This window comes from Gordonia sp. NPDC003425 (assembly GCF_053588635.1).
Genome location: NZ_JBSFQI010000005.1, coordinates 258028 through 274806 on the forward strand (window position 1 = coordinate 258028; position 16779 = coordinate 274806).

The 16779-nt window shown below is 66.7% G+C and carries 17 protein-coding genes and 4 tRNA genes; 7 read left to right on the forward strand and 14 right to left on the reverse strand.

What is annotated here, in order from left to right; genetic code table 11:
* A partial coding sequence (locus ACWDTD_RS08870; RefSeq protein WP_449746727.1) for a hypothetical protein occupies positions 1-620 on the forward strand: 620 nt, incomplete at its 5' end.
* A gap of 33 nt (positions 621-653) precedes the next feature.
* Entirely contained in the window at positions 654-1580 is a 927-nt protein-coding gene (locus ACWDTD_RS08875) for a hypothetical protein (protein ID WP_449746728.1), read from the forward strand.
* On the opposite strand, the gene ACWDTD_RS08880 is transcribed toward ACWDTD_RS08875, so the two are convergent.
* On the reverse strand, positions 1577-2407 hold the full coding sequence (locus ACWDTD_RS08880) for a DUF2786 domain-containing protein (protein ID WP_449746729.1): 831 nt from the start codon (positions 2405-2407) through the stop codon (positions 1577-1579). The two genes, ACWDTD_RS08875 and ACWDTD_RS08880, sit on opposite strands and share 4 nt — an antisense overlap.
* Positions 2408-2543: 136 nt before the next feature.
* The gene (locus tag ACWDTD_RS08885; RefSeq protein ID WP_449746730.1) at positions 2544-3497 is read right to left on the reverse strand and encodes an L-lactate dehydrogenase; all 954 of its coding nucleotides are present in this window, start codon (positions 3495-3497) and stop codon (positions 2544-2546) included.
* 276 nt (positions 3498-3773) lie between these two features.
* Between ACWDTD_RS08885 and ACWDTD_RS08890 the strand changes: the two genes are divergently transcribed.
* Positions 3774-5336: an amino acid permease gene (locus tag ACWDTD_RS08890; protein WP_449746731.1), complete on the forward strand. Its 1563-nt coding sequence runs from the start codon at positions 3774-3776 to the stop codon at positions 5334-5336.
* Positions 5337-5630: 294 nt separating this feature from the next.
* Positions 5631-6158 (forward strand): ERCC4 domain-containing protein, encoded by a 528-nt coding sequence (locus ACWDTD_RS08895; protein WP_449746732.1) that lies wholly within the window; start codon positions 5631-5633, stop codon positions 6156-6158.
* A gap of 63 nt (positions 6159-6221) precedes the next feature.
* Here the strand turns inward: ACWDTD_RS08895 and rplA are convergent, their stop codons facing one another.
* From rplA to ACWDTD_RS08920, 5 genes are all read right to left on the reverse strand, one after another.
* Positions 6222-6938, reverse strand: coding sequence for a 50S ribosomal protein L1 (gene rplA / locus ACWDTD_RS08900; RefSeq protein WP_449746733.1), 717 nt, complete (start codon positions 6936-6938; stop codon positions 6222-6224).
* Positions 6939-7032: 94 nt separating this feature from the next.
* Positions 7033-7467, reverse strand: coding sequence for a 50S ribosomal protein L11 (gene rplK, locus ACWDTD_RS08905; protein WP_449746734.1), 435 nt, complete (start codon positions 7465-7467; stop codon positions 7033-7035).
* 132 nt (positions 7468-7599) lie between these two features.
* Positions 7600-8427: a transcription termination/antitermination protein NusG gene (nusG, locus tag ACWDTD_RS08910; RefSeq protein ID WP_449746735.1), complete on the reverse strand. Its 828-nt coding sequence runs from the start codon at positions 8425-8427 to the stop codon at positions 7600-7602.
* Between the two features lie 84 nt (positions 8428-8511).
* Entirely contained in the window at positions 8512-8976 is a 465-nt protein-coding gene (secE, locus tag ACWDTD_RS08915; protein ID WP_449746736.1) for a preprotein translocase subunit SecE, read from the reverse strand.
* A gap of 39 nt (positions 8977-9015) precedes the next feature.
* Positions 9016-9088 (reverse strand) — tRNA-Trp (locus tag ACWDTD_RS08920).
* Positions 9089-9333: 245 nt separating this feature from the next.
* Here ACWDTD_RS08920 and ACWDTD_RS08925 point away from each other — a divergent pair.
* Complete coding sequence (locus ACWDTD_RS08925) at positions 9334-10686, forward strand: diacylglycerol/lipid kinase family protein (RefSeq protein ID WP_449746737.1); 1353 nt, start codon at positions 9334-9336, stop codon at positions 10684-10686.
* A gap of 4 nt (positions 10687-10690) precedes the next feature.
* Here the strand turns inward: ACWDTD_RS08925 and ACWDTD_RS08930 are convergent, their stop codons facing one another.
* The 5 genes from ACWDTD_RS08930 to ACWDTD_RS08950 all read right to left on the reverse strand — a co-directional run bounded on the left by ACWDTD_RS08930 (position 10691) and on the right by ACWDTD_RS08950 (position 12633).
* The gene (locus tag ACWDTD_RS08930; RefSeq protein WP_449746738.1) at positions 10691-11785 is read right to left on the reverse strand and encodes a fused (3R)-hydroxyacyl-ACP dehydratase subunits HadA/HadB; all 1095 of its coding nucleotides are present in this window, start codon (positions 11783-11785) and stop codon (positions 10691-10693) included.
* A 176-nt stretch (positions 11786-11961) separates the two neighbouring features.
* On the reverse strand, positions 11962-12129 hold the full coding sequence (gene rpmG, locus ACWDTD_RS08935; RefSeq protein WP_059101288.1) for a 50S ribosomal protein L33: 168 nt from the start codon (positions 12127-12129) through the stop codon (positions 11962-11964).
* 88 nt (positions 12130-12217) lie between these two features.
* A tRNA-Met gene (locus ACWDTD_RS08940) sits at positions 12218-12291 on the reverse strand.
* Between the two features lie 59 nt (positions 12292-12350).
* A tRNA-Thr gene (locus ACWDTD_RS08945) sits at positions 12351-12423 on the reverse strand.
* 129 nt (positions 12424-12552) lie between these two features.
* Positions 12553-12633: transfer RNA gene (locus ACWDTD_RS08950), tRNA-Tyr, on the reverse strand.
* Positions 12634-12800: 167 nt separating this feature from the next.
* On the opposite strand from ACWDTD_RS08950, the gene ACWDTD_RS08955 reads away from it, so the two are divergent.
* Complete coding sequence (locus ACWDTD_RS08955) at positions 12801-13292, forward strand: YajQ family cyclic di-GMP-binding protein (RefSeq protein WP_449746739.1); 492 nt, start codon at positions 12801-12803, stop codon at positions 13290-13292.
* Positions 13293-13325: 33 nt separating this feature from the next.
* On the opposite strand, the gene htpX is transcribed toward ACWDTD_RS08955, so the two are convergent.
* Positions 13326-14186, reverse strand: a complete 861-nt coding sequence (gene htpX / locus ACWDTD_RS08960; protein ID WP_449746740.1) for a zinc metalloprotease HtpX — start codon at positions 14184-14186, stop codon at positions 13326-13328.
* A gap of 141 nt (positions 14187-14327) precedes the next feature.
* The gene (locus ACWDTD_RS08965) at positions 14328-15341 is read right to left on the reverse strand and encodes a polyprenyl synthetase family protein (RefSeq protein WP_449746741.1); all 1014 of its coding nucleotides are present in this window, start codon (positions 15339-15341) and stop codon (positions 14328-14330) included.
* A gap of 63 nt (positions 15342-15404) precedes the next feature.
* Between ACWDTD_RS08965 and ACWDTD_RS08970 the strand changes: the two genes are divergently transcribed.
* Positions 15405-16766 carry an FAD-dependent monooxygenase gene (locus ACWDTD_RS08970; RefSeq protein ID WP_449746742.1) on the forward strand — a complete coding sequence of 454 codons (1362 nt, stop codon included), beginning with the start codon at positions 15405-15407 and terminating at the stop codon, positions 16764-16766.
* Positions 16767-16779: the final 13 nt, after the last annotated feature.

Sequence of the window (16779 nt, forward strand, 5' to 3'; positions counted from 1 at the left end):
CGCTCGACGCAGATCTGGACACGCTCGACGCAGATCTGGGCACGCTCGACCCAGATCTGGGCACGCTCGACCAGCGGGAGGCCTACCGCTGGTTGAGCTTGTCGAAACCACCACGTCCCACCCGATCAGGGGAGCACTACGATCGGTTGGACAGCACCAACGAGAGGCACGCGATGACAACCGCTGATCGACGCGGCGGACGACGTCGCCTGCTGGCCACCACCGCGGTCGCACTGGCGTTGGCCTCACCGGTCCTCGCGGCCTGCACCGAACAGTCCGCAGAACCTTCGTCCCCGCCGCCGTCGACCTCACGCATCGACCATCCCGTCGACCCTGAGTTGCTCAACCGGCTCGTCGAGGCCATCGAGGCAACCGGCGCCCCGGTCACTCACGAGCACGTCGCCACCCCCGAGCTGTGTCCCGCCGCGGGATGCGACACCGCGGTGGCCGCCGACCAACTGATCCTGATGCAGTTCCCCACCAGCGGCCGCGCGGAGTTGTACGCGGGTGCACACGCCGGTTCGTACCAGGTTCTCACCGTCGTGCTGTCGTTCCCCGCAGGTGTTGACACCGCGCAACAGCAGCGCTACATCGCGGCGCTGCAGTCGGTCGTCCGCTGACTCGGCCGGAAACGCAACCATTAGGATCGGCCGGTGAGCTGGCAGTCCCGGATGATCGACCGCGCCGAGGCATTAGCCGAGCGCACTCTCCGCCTGCCCGGCGCCGAACTCGGCCTGCGAATCATCCGTGAAGTCGTCCTCGCCAGCGTCACCGACCGCGCGATGACCCTGGCCGCCCAGGCCTTCACCTCGGTGCTGCCCATCCTCATCCTGCTCACCACCCTGCCGGGCAGCTCGATCGTGTCGAGGGCCATGACCGACCTCGGTCTCAACCGGGAGAGCCTCGGGATCGGCTCGGCCAATTCGGTGCCCACCACCGCTTTCGGCGTATTCGGTGCGCTCATGGTGATCGGTGGCGGCACGTCACTCGCCCGTGCGCTCGGCCGCATGTACGTCTATGCCTGGCAGGTCCGCAAGCTCCCGTGGCAGTCGTGGTGGCGGTGGGTGGTGGTCATCTTCGCGATCCCGACCGCCGCCGTCGCGCAGGGTCTGGTGATGGTGCTCGGCGGTGCCACGCTCAGCGGAGTGACCGTCGCCGGGTACGGCGTTCTCGGCGTGGTCTTGGTGACGCTCGCAACGCTGGTGATCTGGGGTGCGCTGTGGACCCTGGTCCCGAGACTGTTGGTGTCGTCGCAGGTGCCGATGCGATTGCTCGTGCTCAACGGTGCGCTCACCGGGATATTCGTGACGGCGTTGATCCTGGGCAGTGTCGTGGTGATGCCGCACAGTGTGCACGACACCGTCCACCACTTCGGGGGCCTCGGTGTCGTCTTCATCGCGATCAGCTGGTTGTTCTTCTACGCCGCGATCGTGGTGGTGTCGGCGATCGTGGTGAACACGGTGGTCACCGACGACGGCACCATCGGACGATGGGTCGCGCGGCGCACCGGACGTCCCACACCGTTCCCTGCACGGCCGAGCGCGTCGTCGCGGCTGATCGCTCCCCGCGACGACATCTAGGCCTCCAGCGCCCCGCGCGGTGCTCCGAACTCGCGGTCGGGGCCGAGTTTGGCGCGGCGGCCCGCGCGGTCCCCGGCTTGTCGGGCTCCCGCGGAGTAGCCGGCCGATGCGCTCGACGGACGCCAGGTGCCGCGCGCCTTGGATTCCGACCGGTAGAAGTCGGACACCTCGATCTCCTTGTTGCGCAGCGCAATAGCCGTCGACGCCGCGGGCGCATCACCGTCGGCCTCCGCGGTGAGCGCCTCGTTACGCGCGGCATCACGCGCCTGCGACAACCGCGCGCCGATGCGCTCGGCGAAGGCCGACTGGAAATTGAGCCGCGCGGTGATCGGAGCGAGGGGCTTGTGCTCCACCACGCGTCGGGTGCGCCAGCCGCTACCTTTGCGTACCACTCGCGCCGATGTCTCCGACCGATACTCACCCGACCGCAGGTACGCGTCGCTGGCCGCGACCATCTGCACCACGAGCGAGGTGTACAGCGCCTCACAGGTGTCGATGTCGGCGGCGTACCCGTAGGCGAGAACGAACGTCGAGTTGCCGGCGACGTCGACGGTCACGTCGTTGGCACGCGCGATAGCGACGAACAATTGCACGTAGGTGCGCAGCCCGCGCTTGCCCGATTCACCGATCGCGATCTGCCGGGAGACCGGAGTGGTGCGCTTCTTCGCGGCGGGATCGTGCGCGCGTGCCACCGCGAGGTCGATGGCCGACGCCGTCGCGAGCCGTTGGGCGGCCTGCATGAAGGTCTCGGTCTCGTGGGGGTTGTCGGTGTTCTCGGCCTGCCGCAGCAGCGCCGCGATCCGGGTCAGCAGCTTCTCGTCGCGCATACAGATCAGACTAGTGACGGCCCCCGACGGTTCCCTCGAACCTTCCACGGCCGCAGAAACCCCGAACACCGCGAGAAACACCGCGCGTGCGCAGTGTTTCTGACGACTTCTGGGGCTTCTGGAGCGTCGCCCCGACCTACAACCCGAACTTGCCCTGCATCTCCCGCAACGTCTCCGCCGACTCCATCAGCCCGGCGTGTTCGCTCTCCGACATCGCGATCTCCAGGCGCGTACCCGCACCGGATCGGTCCACCAGGGTGGGCAGCGACAGGCACACGTCGTCGAGTCCCTCGTAACCCTTGGCGACCGTCGCGATCGGCATCACGCGGTGCTCGTTGTTGAGCACGGCCTCGACGATGCGCGCGGTCGCCAGGCCGATCGCATAGTTGGTGGCGCCCTTGCCCTCGATGATCTTGTAGGCGGCGTGAACCACCTCGTGGTGGATGCGCTCACGCACCACCGCGTCGATCGGCGGCTGGCCGGGCAGCGGCTGCCATTCCATCAGTGGCACGCCGCCGATGCTGGCCGAACTCCACAGCGGGATCTCGGTGTCACCGTGCTCGCCGACGATGTACGCGTGCACGTTCTGCACCGCGACGCCGCAGTGCTGGGCGATGAGGAACCGCAGCCGGCTCGAGTCGAGCACGGTACCCGAACCGAACACCTGATTGCTCGGCAGGCCGCTGTATTTGAGGGCGGCGTAGGTCACCACGTCGACGGGATTGGTCACCATGATGTAGATGGCGTTGGGTGCCACCTCGATTACGTTCGGCATGATCTTCTTCGTCAAACCGATTGTGGCCTCGGCCAATTCGAGTCGTGACTGCCCCGGCTTCTGCTTGGCTCCGGCGGTGAACACCACCACGTCGGAGTCGGCGCACACCGACACGTCGTCGCTGCCGATGATGTCGGCGCGAGGCACGAACTCCAACCCGTGCGACATGTCGAGCACCTCGGCGGTCACCTTGGCGGTGTTGATGTCCATCAACGCGATCGTGCGTGCGACACCCCGGATCAGCGAGGCGTATGCGATGGCCGTGCCCACGGCTCCGGCCCCGATGATCGAGATCTTGGTTGGCTTGGCTTCCATGCTCCACCGCCTGTGTTTGGTTCGGTTCGCTTGACCCCGATTATCGTCGCCGCGACCCGGATGTGCGGGGTTACCGACTTCTCGTCCCCTACACGGGGGTCTCCGTCGAGCATTCCGTCGCATTTGCGGCATTTCACTATCGGAACCGTCGTCAGAAGCGCTCCGCGCTGCGGAATCAGCGACGACGCCCTACAGTCTGAACGGGCAATGCCGCCTGCCGATTCAGATCATCTGCACTGTTCACGTCGTATTCATCTTTCGCAGAAGGATTTTGCCATGCCCGAAGGCCACGAGACCCTGTCCGAGGACGAACAACACCTCGCCCGGCTCGGATACACCCAGGAACTCCACCGCTCGTGGTCGGGCTTCTCGAACTTCGCCATCTCGTTCTCGATCATCTCGATCCTGTCCGGATGTTTCACATCCTTCGGCCTGGGCTGGAACAACGGCGGCCCGGCGGCCATCGCGTGGGGCTGGCCGATCGTCTCGGTGTTCATCCTGCTCATCGGTTTCTGCATGGCCGAGTTGGTGTCGGCGTACCCGACGTCGGGCGGAATCTATTGGTGGGCTTCCAAACTCGGCGGCGCCAAGGCCGGCTTCTACACCGGCTGGCTGAACCTGATCGGTCTCATCGCGATCCTGGCGTCGGTGGCCTACGGCGCGGCCACGTTCCTCGACCTCACCATCGGCACCTTCAGCGAGTCATGGCTCGACGGTTACAGCCTGACCCGCGTGTTCATCATGTTCCTGATCATCCTGGCGGTGGCCGCACTGATCAACATCTTCTCCGGCCATCTGCTGTCGATGATCAACAACGTGTCGGTGTGGTGGCACGTGTTCGGTGCCGCCGCGGTGATCTTGATCCTGTTCCTGATCCCCGACCAGCACGCCTCGTTCTCCGACGTCTTCGCCAAGACCGTCAACAACAGCGGCATCTTCGGCACTCACACATCCGGCGCCGGCTTCATCCTGTTCGTGCTGCCCATCTCGGCGATCCTCACCCAGTACACGATCACCGGCTACGACGCCTCAGCGCATCTGTCGGAGGAGACCATGGGCGCCGCGGGAGCAGCGGCCAAGGGGATCTGGCGGTCCATCGCCTACTCGGCGATCGGCGGTTGGATTCTGTTGCTGAGCTTCCTGTTCGCCGTGCAGGACGCCGACGCGGTGTCGAAGTCGGGGGGTGCGGTGGCCACCATCTTCAGCCAGGCCCTGACCTCGAAGTGGGCCGGGCTGGTACTGCTGATCTCCACCGCCGGACAGTTGTTCTGCACCGCTGCCTGCCAGACCAGTGCGTCGCGGATGATGTTCGCGTTCAGCCGCGACGGCGCCGTTCCGGGACACAAGCTGTGGTCGAAGGTGCGCGACAACGGGATGCCCGCCAACGCCGTCATCGCCACCGCGGTGATCGCCGCCATCATCACGCTGCCCGCGCTGGTACCCGTCGACATCAACGGCGCACCGGTGCCGGTCGCCTTCTTCGCGGTGGTCTCGATCGGTGTGGTCGGTCTGTATCTGTGCTTCGCGGTGCCGATCTACTACCGCTGGAAGGCCGGCGATTCCTTCGAGCCGGGCGGCTGGACGCTGGGGTCGAAGTACAAGTGGATTGCTCCGCTGGCGCTGCTCGAGATCGTGGTGACCTCCATCGTCGCCATGTTCCCCACCTCGCTGGGCGGCATGCCGTGGGACCCGAGCTTCGCCTGGAAGTACGTCAACTACACCCCGCTGCTCGTCGGTGGCGCGCTGATCCTGCTCTACATCTACTGGCACCTGTCGGTGAAAAACTGGTTCACCGGCCCGATCAAGCAGGTCGACGCGCCGGTCGACGAGGCGGTTTAGCTCTTACCCGTCCAATCGGTACGCGTGTTTCCTTCCGCGAATGCACCGTTATGCGGATCGACGGGCCGGCCGGCTCAGCCGACAGCGGTCCACGACACGCATCCTGTACAGAATGGGCGGCTCTGCGGCCCGCCACCCGCACCAGCGGGCTTCGCGAATCCCACAGCCCATTCTGTATGGATTCCGGCCCTATCCTGTTACCCGTACGCGGCGCGGCGAGGTCACTCCACGTCGGCCCGGCGTCTACGACGCGCGTACTCACCGATCGCCGCCGATGCCACGGCCCACGGGCAGGTGGTCGAGATCGTCGTCGACTCCCGAGAGCGATACGCCGACAACTTCTCTGCGCAACAAGCCACCACCGAGAAGCGAGCGCTACCGGTCGGCGACTATGCGGTCCTCGACGGTGACGTCGTGGTCGCCGCAGCCGAACGCAAGAGCATCGAGGACCTCTCGGGCAGCGTCATGTCGGGGAAGCTCACCTATGCGATGGCCGAACTCGCGTCGCTTCCGCACGGCGCGGTGGTGGTGGACTCCGGGTACTCCCGACTGTTCAAGCTCGAACACGTCTCCACGTCAGCCGTGGCCGACGCCGTCGCCGAGGCGCATCCCCGCCGACATACGCGCCGCCTATCTCGCTGCCGCGCACCGATCCTGATCAGGCGGCCGACTGCATCGAGGTGTTCGTGCCGCACCAACCCGCTCACTCGTTCCCGCGGCGCTATTTCCTTCCCGCGCACGGAACTACCGACGCGGGAAGGAAAGGGCGACGCGGGAACAGCTACGGCCACAAGGGGTGCCCAGAGCTGCATCGTCTCGTAGAGACCGACGAGCCCCCGACCACTCTGAGAGGTGATCGGGGGCTCGTCGCGTATGACTCGCCGATCAGGCCTGTGCGGCCTCGGCGAAGTTGCGTGTCACCGCGGGATCGACCGGGATACCCGGGCCAGTGGTGGTGGAGACGGTCACCTTCTTGATGTAGCGACCCTTCGCCGCGGACGGCTTGACGCGCACTATCTCGTCGTAGGCGGCGCCATAGTTCTCCGCCAGCTTGTCGGCGTCGAACGATGCCTTACCGATGACGAAGTGCAGGTTGGCTGCCTTGTCGACGCGGAAGTTGATCTTGCCGCCCTTGATCTCGTTGACGGCCTTGGTCACGTCGGGGGTGACGGTGCCGGTCTTCGGGTTCGGCATCAGACCGCGCGGGCCCAGGACACGCGCGATGCGGCCCACCTTGGCCATCTGGTCCGGGGTGGCGATCGCGGCATCGAAGTCCAGCCAGCCGCCCTGGATCTTCTCGATCAGGTCCTCGGCGCCCACCTCGTCGGCACCGGCGGCGACGGCCTCGGCGGCCTTGTCGCCCACGGCGAACACGATGACGCGGGCGGTCTTACCCGTTCCGTGGGGCAGATTGACGGTGCCTCGAACCATCTGGTCTGCCTTGCGGGGGTCGACGCCCAGCCGGATTGCGACCTCGACGGTCGAATCGGTGTTCTTCGACGATGTTTCCTTGGCCAGCTCGACAGCCTCCAGCGGGCTGTAGAGCTTGCTCTTGTCGACCTTCTCGGTCGCGGCCGCGTAGGCCTTGCTCTTCTTGCTCATGTGCTCTGTTCTTTCCGTGATGATGATTCGGGTTGTGGTGTGTGGGCCGAGCCGGCCCTCCCACGTTGAGATTGCTCGATCAGCGGTTGGCTGATCAGCCTTCGACGGTGATCCCCATCGACCGTGCGGTGCCGGCGATGATCTTCGCCGCCTGCTCCACATCGGTGGCGTTGAGGTCCTCGGCCTTGGTCTTGGCGATCTCGCGGACCTGATCCATCGAGACCTTGCCGACCTTCTTGGTGTGCGGCTCGCCCGAGCCCTTCTGCAGACCGGCAGCCTTGAGCAGCAGCTTCGCGGCCGGCGGCGTCTTCAACTTGAAGTCGAACGAGCGATCTTCGTACACGAAGATCTCCACCGGCACGACGTTGCCACGCTGCGACTCGGTCGCGGCGTTGTACGCCTTGCAGAATTCCATGATGTTCACGCCGTGCTGACCAAGCGCCGGACCCACGGGCGGGGCCGGGTTGGCGGCGCCTGCCTGGATCTGGAGCTTGATGATCCCGGCGAGCTTCTTCTTCTTGGGAGGCATCCTTGTTCCTTGTTTGTTTCTTGCAGATCCACGTCCGCTGGAGGCGTGGAAGTCTTGTGTTCCGCTCCCTGAGGAGCGAGCTCGCGAGCCCTTCCGCTCCCTGAGGAGCGAGCTTGCGAGCGTCTCGAAGGGCTAAATCTTCTCGACCTGGTTGAACGCGAGTTCCACCGGCGTCTCACGGCCGAAGATCGACACCAGCACCTTGACCTTGCGCTGTTCGGCGTTGACCTCGCTGATCGACGCGGGCAGCGTCGCGAACGGGCCGTCCATGACGGTCACCGACTCGCCGACCTCGAAGTCCACCTCGATGACCGAGGTCGCCGCGGCAGCAGCAGCCTCGACACTCTCGGCGCCCTTGCTGGCGGCCTTCTTGGCGGGAGTCCGCGGCAGCAGGAACTGCAACACTTCGTTTAGCGACAACGGCGACGGCTTGCTGGTCATTCCCACGAAGCCGGTGACGCCGGGGGTGTTGCGCACCGCGCCCCACGACTCGTCGTTGAGATCCATGCGCACCAGGATGTAGCCGGGCAGCACCTTGCGGTTGACCTTCTTGGGCTGGCCGTTCTTGATCTCGGTGACCTCTTCGGTGGGCACTTCCACCTGGAAGATGTAGTCGCCGACGTCGAGGTTCTGCACGCGGGTCTCGAGGTTGGTCTTCACCTTGTTCTCGTAGCCGGCGTAGCTGTGGATCACGTACCAGTCGCCCGGCGCACGGCGCAGCTGCTTGCGCAGTTCCTCGGCGGGATCGAGTTCTTCGGGTTCGCCGTCCTCGGCAGGGGCTTCGGCTTCGTCGGCCTCGGCGACGGCTTCCTCGCCGCCCTCGACCGCTGCCGCGTCGTCCTCGGCGGCCTCGACCTGCGCCTCGACGCCCGGATCGTTGTCGATCGACTCGTCCGCGCCGGTGGCGTCGGTGCCGTCGACCGCGTCGGTCGTTTCGAACTCGTTATCCGGGGTGCTCACTGCAGCCCACGCTCCTTATGTATCCGGTTTCGGTCGTCGCCGCCGACACCTCGGCCGGGCGCGGACTCAATTCTCGAGCCCACGTCAGCCGAGCAGCCAGAGCACTCCCTTGGCGAAGGCGATGTCGATGCCGAAGATGAAGGCGGTCATCACGACGACGAACGCCAGGACGACCACCGTGTAGGTGATCATCTCGCGCCGGGTCGGCCAGATGACCTTCTTCAGCTCGGCGACAACCTGCTGCAGGAAGACCCAGATCCGAACGAACGGGTTCCGGCTCTCCGCAGGCGCCTTCTTCTGCTTGCGTTCCTTGACGGCGACCGCGGACCCGGTGTCGGAGTCCGAGTCGTCGTCGGTGGTGTCGACGGCACCCGCCGACGATCGGCGACCACGGCCTGAGCGCTTGCCCGACGGACGAAGCGCCTCCGACGAATCGTCGGCCGCCTCGTCGAGGGCGTCGTCGCGACTCTCGAGCTCGTCCCCCGCCGCATCTGCCGCGGCGGAATCCGCGGCACCTTTGGCGCGGGCAGCTCGGTCTCGCTTGCTCACCTTCGAGGTCCTCTCGTCAACGTGTGCCCTCTACCAGGGCAGGGGCGACAGGACTTGAACCTGCAACCTGCGGTTTTGGAGACCGCTGCTCTGCCAGTTGAGCTACGCCCCTTTGCGATCACTCGGCCATCATGGTCGGGTGGTCGCCGGTCTTCGGTCGACCTTCTCGTCAGCCTACCGACCTCGCGGCCGGGCAAAGCTGCCGACAAAACCAACGCGCCACCCTAGGGGTAGCGCGCAAGTCAAGGGTAAACCTGGACATCTCAGTGTAGAACACCGGGGCGGCCGAACCCAAAACGCCGCCCGTCGTGCGCCGACACCGGGTCAGGTGAACCGCAAGTGGGTAGCCTGTGACGGGTGACCTCGAACGGTGAACGACGAGTCGCCGCCGTCGCCGCCCTGGCCCTGGGCGGGCTGGCCGTCGTGCTCGTGATCGTCGAGGCCATCGAGCAGTTCCCCCGCGGACTGATCGCGTTCGTCGTGCTGGTCATCGCCGCATTGCTGGCCCTCGTGGCCGCGCTCAACGTGGGCCGACGCCGCGTGGCGGCCTTCACCGGCGCCGTGATCGCCGCCATCGCGACGCTGGTGCTGCTGGTGTCCGCCGACGCCCATCTGCTGATCCAGAGCGTGGTCATCATCGTCCTGTTCGCAGGCGCGATGCTCGCCGCCTCCGTCGCATTCCGCATCTCGGTGCCGCTGCCCGACGCGCAACCACCCCGACATCCCGTCATGTTCTTCAACCCCAAGTCCGGCGGCGGGAAGGCCGAACGTTTCAACCTGGCCGAGGAAGCCGGCAGACGCGGGTACCGTGCCGTCGAACTCACTGCAGGCTCCGACCTGCGCGAACTGGCCGAGAACGCGATCGCGGACGGCGCCGACGCGCTGGCAATGGCAGGCGGCGACGGATCGCAGGCGGTGATCGCCGAGGTCGCCGCGCATCACGATCTGCCCTACGCCTGCATCCCGGCGGGCACCCGCAACCATTTCGCACTGGATCTCGGGGTGGACCGCGACGACGTGGTGGGGGCGCTCGACGCGTTCGTGCGTGGCGGGGAACGCCACGTCGATCTCGGCGATGTCAACGGCCAGGTGTTCGTCAACAACGTGTCACTCGGCGTGTACGCCGAGGCGGTGCAGCAGAAGGGTTACCGCGACGCGAAGCTGCGCACCCTACTCGACATCGCGCCCCAGGTACTCGGCCCCGACGGCGACGGCCCACAGTTGACGTGGCACAGTCCCGGCGGCACCCGACACTCCTCTGTCGCGGCGGTTCTCGTCTCCAACAACCGCTACCGCCTCGGGCGCGTGCTCGGTTCGGGAACCAGACCCAGTATCGACGACGGCGAGTTGGGCATCACCGTCCTGGCCGATCCCCTCTCCCGCGGCGGGTCGGGGCGTCCACAGCGGCTGTGGCGCGAGTGGTCGGCGGCGACGTTCGAGATCGACGCGGACCGGTCGCTGCCCGCGGGGATCGACGGCGAGGCCGACACCCTCGAGCCGCCGCTGCGGTTCACGGTGCGCCCGGGCGTGCTGCGGGTGCGGATCGCCCGCCAACATCCGGGGGCGTCACCGTCGGCGGCGTTGCCCGACGGACTGCCGGCGTCGGTGGCGGCGCTGATCAAGATCGCGCTCGGGCGGCAGGTGCACACCGGTCCACGCCACCGACCCGACGACGAACCCGATCCGTCCAAGCGCGCCCAGGTGAACTGATCGCTCAGCTGAACTGGATGCGTGCCTGCGCGCGACCGAAGATCTTGCGGTCGCCCTGCTTGGCGACGATGGCGATCACACCCTGACGGGTCTCGGGGTCGAGCGATTTCACCTTGCCGGTGAAGTCGAGGGCGGCGCTGTCGTCGGCGGGCACATACACCGGGCTGGTGAAGCGCACGTTGTACTCGCAGAACGCCGCCGGGTCGCCGACGAACAACGAGATGTAGGAGGCGCCGAGTCCCATCGTCTGCATGCCGTGTGCCACCACGTCGTCCATCCCGGCGGCCTTGACCACGTGGTCGGAGTAGTGGATGGGGTTGGGGTCGCCGGCCACCCCGGCGTAGTTCACCAGGTTGCCGCGGGTCAGCAGGTAGCGCTTCGCGTCGAGTTCCTGGCCCACCTGCAGCGAGTCGAACGACACCGCCCCGAACGCGTCGGGGGACTGCGTGGGGTCGGGCAGGTCGTAGCGGCTGGGCTGGGGGTCGACGGTGTGACCGTGCTTGCCGGTCTCGGCAACCTTCATCATGACGTGGTCGAGCGATTCCTCGACCATCGGATCCACCTCGAGACCGGGCCGCGCGACCAGCGAGGTGTAGGTGGTCATCACCGGCTCGTCGTGCTGATTCCAGATGACGTTCTTGGTCACCATCAGGTCGATGGCCTCGGGGCTGGTGATGTGGCGGAACGATTCGAGCGAGACGTCGCAGATGAGGCGGTCGCCGACCTTCATCGGCTGGTGGTACACCAGCTTCTGGTCGGTCTGCATGATCTGCCACAGGTCGTATCCGGTGACGACGTCTTCGAAGAGTTTGCGCTGGGCGATGATGCCGAGCACCGACACGTAGGTCGGTGCCGCGATCAGCGTGTCGTGGCCGATGGCGCGGGCCGCTTCTTCGCTCCAGTGGGTGGGATGCGCGTCCTGCACGGCGAACGCGTGCTTGCGGACTTCTTCGCGACCGATCTCGTAGTAGTCGTCCACGGTGTAGGTGAAGCCCACCATCGACTTGGTGTGGGCGGCGACTTCCTCGGCGGTCAGCTTCCCGCCCAGGCTCAACGTGTCAAGCCGGTGATTGACGTCGGTCTCGGTGACCTGTGACATCGGTTGTACTCCTAACGACCTGCCACCGAATCGAGCGTGCGGACGTCGGGCTGTGACCGCGGGGTGGCGCTGGAACTCTCGCAACTGTACTTAAGCCGTTGTTCACCTACGAAATCGCGGGCTGTCTCCAGGAGGAGACAGCCCGCGATCCAAGCAGGTGCGTCGGCGGAACCGAATTACCGCGATTCCTTGTGCGGCTGGTGCTTGCCGCAGTTCGGGCAGAACTTCTTGATCTCGAGACGATCGGGATCGTTGCGACGGTTCTTCTTGGTGATGTAGTTACGGTGCTTGCACACCTCGCAGGCCAAGGTGATCTTGGGCCGCACGTCGGTTGAGGAAGCCATGTGTTCGCCTTCTTTCGGATGTATGCCGGTCGTCGGAGTCTTGCACCGCCACCAACCCGGTATTCCGGTCGCGCGACAAGCCTCTGGGTAGCGGTGGAGGGACTCGATCCCTCGACCTCACGATTATGAGTCGTGCGCTCTAACCAGCTGAGCTACACCGCCCTGGCGGCTCGAATCCCAGGCCTGGACGCAGGTCCTCACCGGGCGTTCAAGTCCTCCCGAGCCCCCTGACGGAATCGAACCGTCGACCTTTTCCTTACCATGGAAACGCTCTGCCGACTGAGCTAAGGGGGCGTACCCGATCACCCCTGTGGGGGCGTTCGAGAGCCTTAACGAGGTTACACACCGAGTCGGCGGCGCACCAAATCACCGGTTTCCCGGTGCTCGGGGCGGCCGCCGATCACTCGCCGTCGAACCACGTTGTGGCAGGTACAGGATTCGAACCTGTGTAGCTTTCGCGACGGATTTACAGTCCGCTCCCATTGGCCGCTCGGGCAACCTGCCGTGCTGTTCCGCCGACCGTCTCCGGTCGCGAGAACAACGCCGTGAAGAATACAACGAATCCGCCCGGGGGGCGCAAATCCGCAGGTCACAGCATTGCGTGTGGCGGCGTGTGATCGCTGGGCGCATCCGTGTCCGGCGATGGTCAGGCCCGGGCTAGGCTTGCTGACATGGCTGATTCATCTTTCGACGTGGTGAGCAAGGTCGACCGCCAGGAGGTCGACAACGCCCTCAACCAGGCCGCCAAGGAACTCTCGCAACGCTACGACTTCCGCGGCACCAACACCGGCATCGAGTGGTCCGGCGAGGAGGCCATCGTGATCACCTCCGACGCCGAGGAGCGCGCGCAGGCCGGCCTTGAGGTGTTCAAGGAGAAGCTGATCCGCCGCGACATCTCGCTCAAGGCGTTCGAGGCCGACGACCCGGTGTCGTCGGGCAAGCAGTTCAAGATCTCCGGGAAGATCGTGCAGGGCATCGACTCCGAGCACGCCAAGAAGATCTCCAAGAAGATCCGCGACGACGGGCCCAAGGGCGTCAAGGCGCAGATCCAGGGCGAGGAACTGCGGGTGTCGAGCAAGAAGCGCGACGACCTGCAGGCGGTCATCGCGCTGCTCAAGGGCGAGGACTTCGGGATCGCCCTGCAGTTCGTGAATTACCGCTGAGGGGGTTTTCGCCGCATCGGTCGAGCCCGAGCGCTACACGCCCCGGCGAGCCATCTCCTGCAGCCGGGCGATGCGGTCCTGGGTGGGCGGATGCGTCGAGAACATCTTGGACATCCGGTCGCCGGCACGGAACGGGTTCTCGATCATCGCGGCGCTCTGCGCGGCGATGTCGGGCTGCGGCGGCAGCGGCGCCTGCTGGATGCCGCCGGAGATCTTGGCCAGCGCCGACGCCAACGCGAGCGGGTCGCTGGTGAGTTCGGCACCGGACTTGTCGGCCTGATATTCGCGCGATCGCGACACCGCCAGCTTCACCAGGGTGGCCGAGATCGGGCCCAGGATGGCGATCAGGATCAAGGCCAGCGGATTGGGTCCGTTACCGCCACGGTTTCCGGACATGCCGAAGAACATGGCGAAGTTGGCCAGGCCGCTGATGATCGACGCCATCGCACCCGCGATCGAGCTGATCAGGATGTCGCGGTTGTACACGTGCGACAGTTCGTGGCCGAGTACCGCGCGCAGTTCTCGCTCGTCGAGCAGTCGCAGGATGCCCGCGGTGCAGCACACGGCCGCGTTCTTCGGGTTGCGGCCGGTGGCGAAGGCGTTCGGCGATTCGGTGGGGCTGATGTAGAGCGCGGGCATGGGCTGGCGCGCGTCGGTGGCGAGCTCGCGGACAATGCGATACAGCACCGGCGCCTCCACCTCGGTGACCGGCTGGGCGTGCATCGCCTTCAGCGACATCTTGGCGCTGTTGAAGTAGACGTAGGCGTTGACGGCGATCGCGAGGATCACCGACCCCCACAGGATCGTCGGGCTCCGGAACGCCGCACCGATGGCGACGATGATCGCCGACATCAGGCCCAGCAGGAAGGCCGTCTTCAACCCGTTTTGCATCATGTCCTCGTTTGGTCGCACGTGCCGCCGACCAGCAGGTCGGCGGCTCTCACCTTCTCAAACGATCAAGGGTCCGGTTGGGTTTCCCTGCGCGCGGGTCGCTCAACGCGTGCGGCCTGTCGCTGATCACGTGCGATGTGTCGCTCAGCCCGTGCGTTCGATGGTGTAGCCCACCAGTGAGCTGAGCGCGTCGTGCGCCGGCCCGCCGGGCAGTTCGGCGAGCACCTGTTCGGCTTCGGTGGCGTAGTCGCGCAGTTTGGCATGTGCCGCGGCCATCCCCGACGACGCGTTGAGCAGGGACAGCGCCTCATCGACCTCGGCGTCGTCGACGAGCGGTCGCGGCGCACCGGAGGCGTCGAGGAGCAGTTCACGCAGCCGCGCCGTGGTCGGGTCCTGCGCGGCCAGCGCGTAGAGCACCGGCAGCGTGTGGACGCCTTCACGCAGGTCGGTGCCGGGCGTCTTGCCGGAGTCCCCGCTCGCGGAACTGATGTCGATGATGTCGTCGGACACCTGGAAGGCGGTGCCCACGATGTCGCCGAGTCGGGAGAGCCGCTCGACGTCGTCGGGCCCGGCGCCGGCGGTCATCGCACCGAAACGACCGGCCGCCGCGATCAGCGAGCCGGTCTTCTCCCACACCACTTTCAGGTAGTGCTCGACGGGGTCGGCCTGCTGCGCGCCGATGGTCTCGCGCATCTGACCGGTCACCAGTTCGGCAAAGGTGTCGGCGATGATGCGCACGGCCTCGGGTCCCAGCGTGGATACCAGCCGCGACGCCCGCGCGAACAGGAAGTCGCCGGAGAGGATGGCGATGCTGTTGGACCAGCGCGCATTGGCGCTCTGCGCACCGCGCCGCACGGGCGCCTCGTCCATCACGTCGTCGTGATAGAGCGTCGCGAGATGGATCATCTCCACCACGGTCGCCGAAGTGATCACCTCGTCGGCGCCCGGCCGTGGCCCGAACTGGGCGGCGAGGATCGCGAACATCGGGCGGAACCGCTTACCGCCGGCCTTCGCCAGATGCGACGCGGCTTCGGTCATCACGTCGTCGCCCGATGCGAGTTCGCTGAGCAATAAGTCTTCGACTCGCGCCAACGAGGAACGAACCGTGGTGGCGAACTCGTCGGAACCCAGGTCCAGCCCGGCGAATGTGGACTTCACCCCGCCGAGCCTAGTCGGTATGCCCCGCGGCGGGTGGCACCCGGTGCGCGACATACTGGTGCGGTGGCGAGCCAGAATCCCCGACACGCCGATGTCCTCGTCGTCGGTGCCGGTCCCGGCGGATCGGCGGCCGCGGCCCATGCTGCCGCGGCCGGGCACGACGTGGTGCTCGTCGATGCGGCGGTGTTTCCGCGCGACAAGACCTGCGGCGACGGCCTCACCCCGCGTGCGATCGCGGAGCTGAACAAACTGGGGTTGGACGGGTATCTGGCCGGTAAGCCGCGGATCGACGGGCTCGAGTTGCACGGGTGGGGTGCAAGCCAACGCGTGCCGTGGCCGTCCGGCCGGTTTCCCGCGCACGGGAGCGCGGTGCCGCGGGTGGAGTTCGACGAGGAGCTCCGCGCGCTCGCGGTGTCGCGCGGAGCGCGAATGTGTCAGGGCGCCAAGGCCGTTGATGTCGAGATGGCAGCCGATCGGATCGACGCGGTGATCCTGCGTGGTCCGGACGGTCCCATGCGGGTGACGGTGGGCACGGTGATCGTCGCCGACGGGGTGCGGTCGGCGCTCGGCAAGAAGTTGGGCCGCGCGTGGCACCGCGACACCGCCTATGGCGTGGCCGCCCGCGCGTACGTGCCGTCGGATCGCGCCGACGATCACTGGATGGGATCGCACCTGGAACTGCGGGATCCCGATGGTGCGCTGTTGCCCGGGTATGGGTGGGTCTTCCCCCTCGCCGGCGCCGGGAGCGAAGCGAGCGGGCCGAATGTGCCCGGCGCCGGGAGCGAAGCGAGCGGCCCGAATGTGCCCGGCGCCGGGAGCGAAGCGAGCGGGCCGAATGTGCCCGGCGAAGCGAGCGGGACAGGGCTGCTCAATGTGGGGGTGGGGGCGTTGGCGACGTCGAAACGCCCGGCGCACATGGCATTACGGCCGATTCTGGAGCACTACGCGCGGATGGTCGGCGGCGAGTGGCAGATCACGGGGCCGCCGACGCGGCTCACCTCGGCGCTGTTGCCGATGGGCGGTGCCGTGTCGGGGGTGGCGGGCCGCAATTGGATGCTGATCGGCGACGCCGCCGCATGCGTGAATCCGCTCAACGGCGAGGGCATCGACTACGCACTGGAGACCGGACGGCTGGCCGTCGAGCATCTGGGGGCGGCCGATCACACCGACGACTGGCGCGAGACCCTCGCGGAGCATTACGGGCTCGCGTTCTCCGCGGCGCGCCGCCTCGCCGGGTTGCTCACCGTGCCGCAGACGGTTCCGTTGCTGGGGCGGCCCGGCATCCGGTCGGAGCGGTTGATGTCGCTGGTGGTGCGGGTGATGGGCAACCTGATCACCGACGACGACGCGGATCTGATCGCACGGGCGTGGCGATCGGCGGGCCGGGTGTCGGCGCGCGTCGATCACCGCCCGCCGTTCACCTGAGGCGCACTCGTTC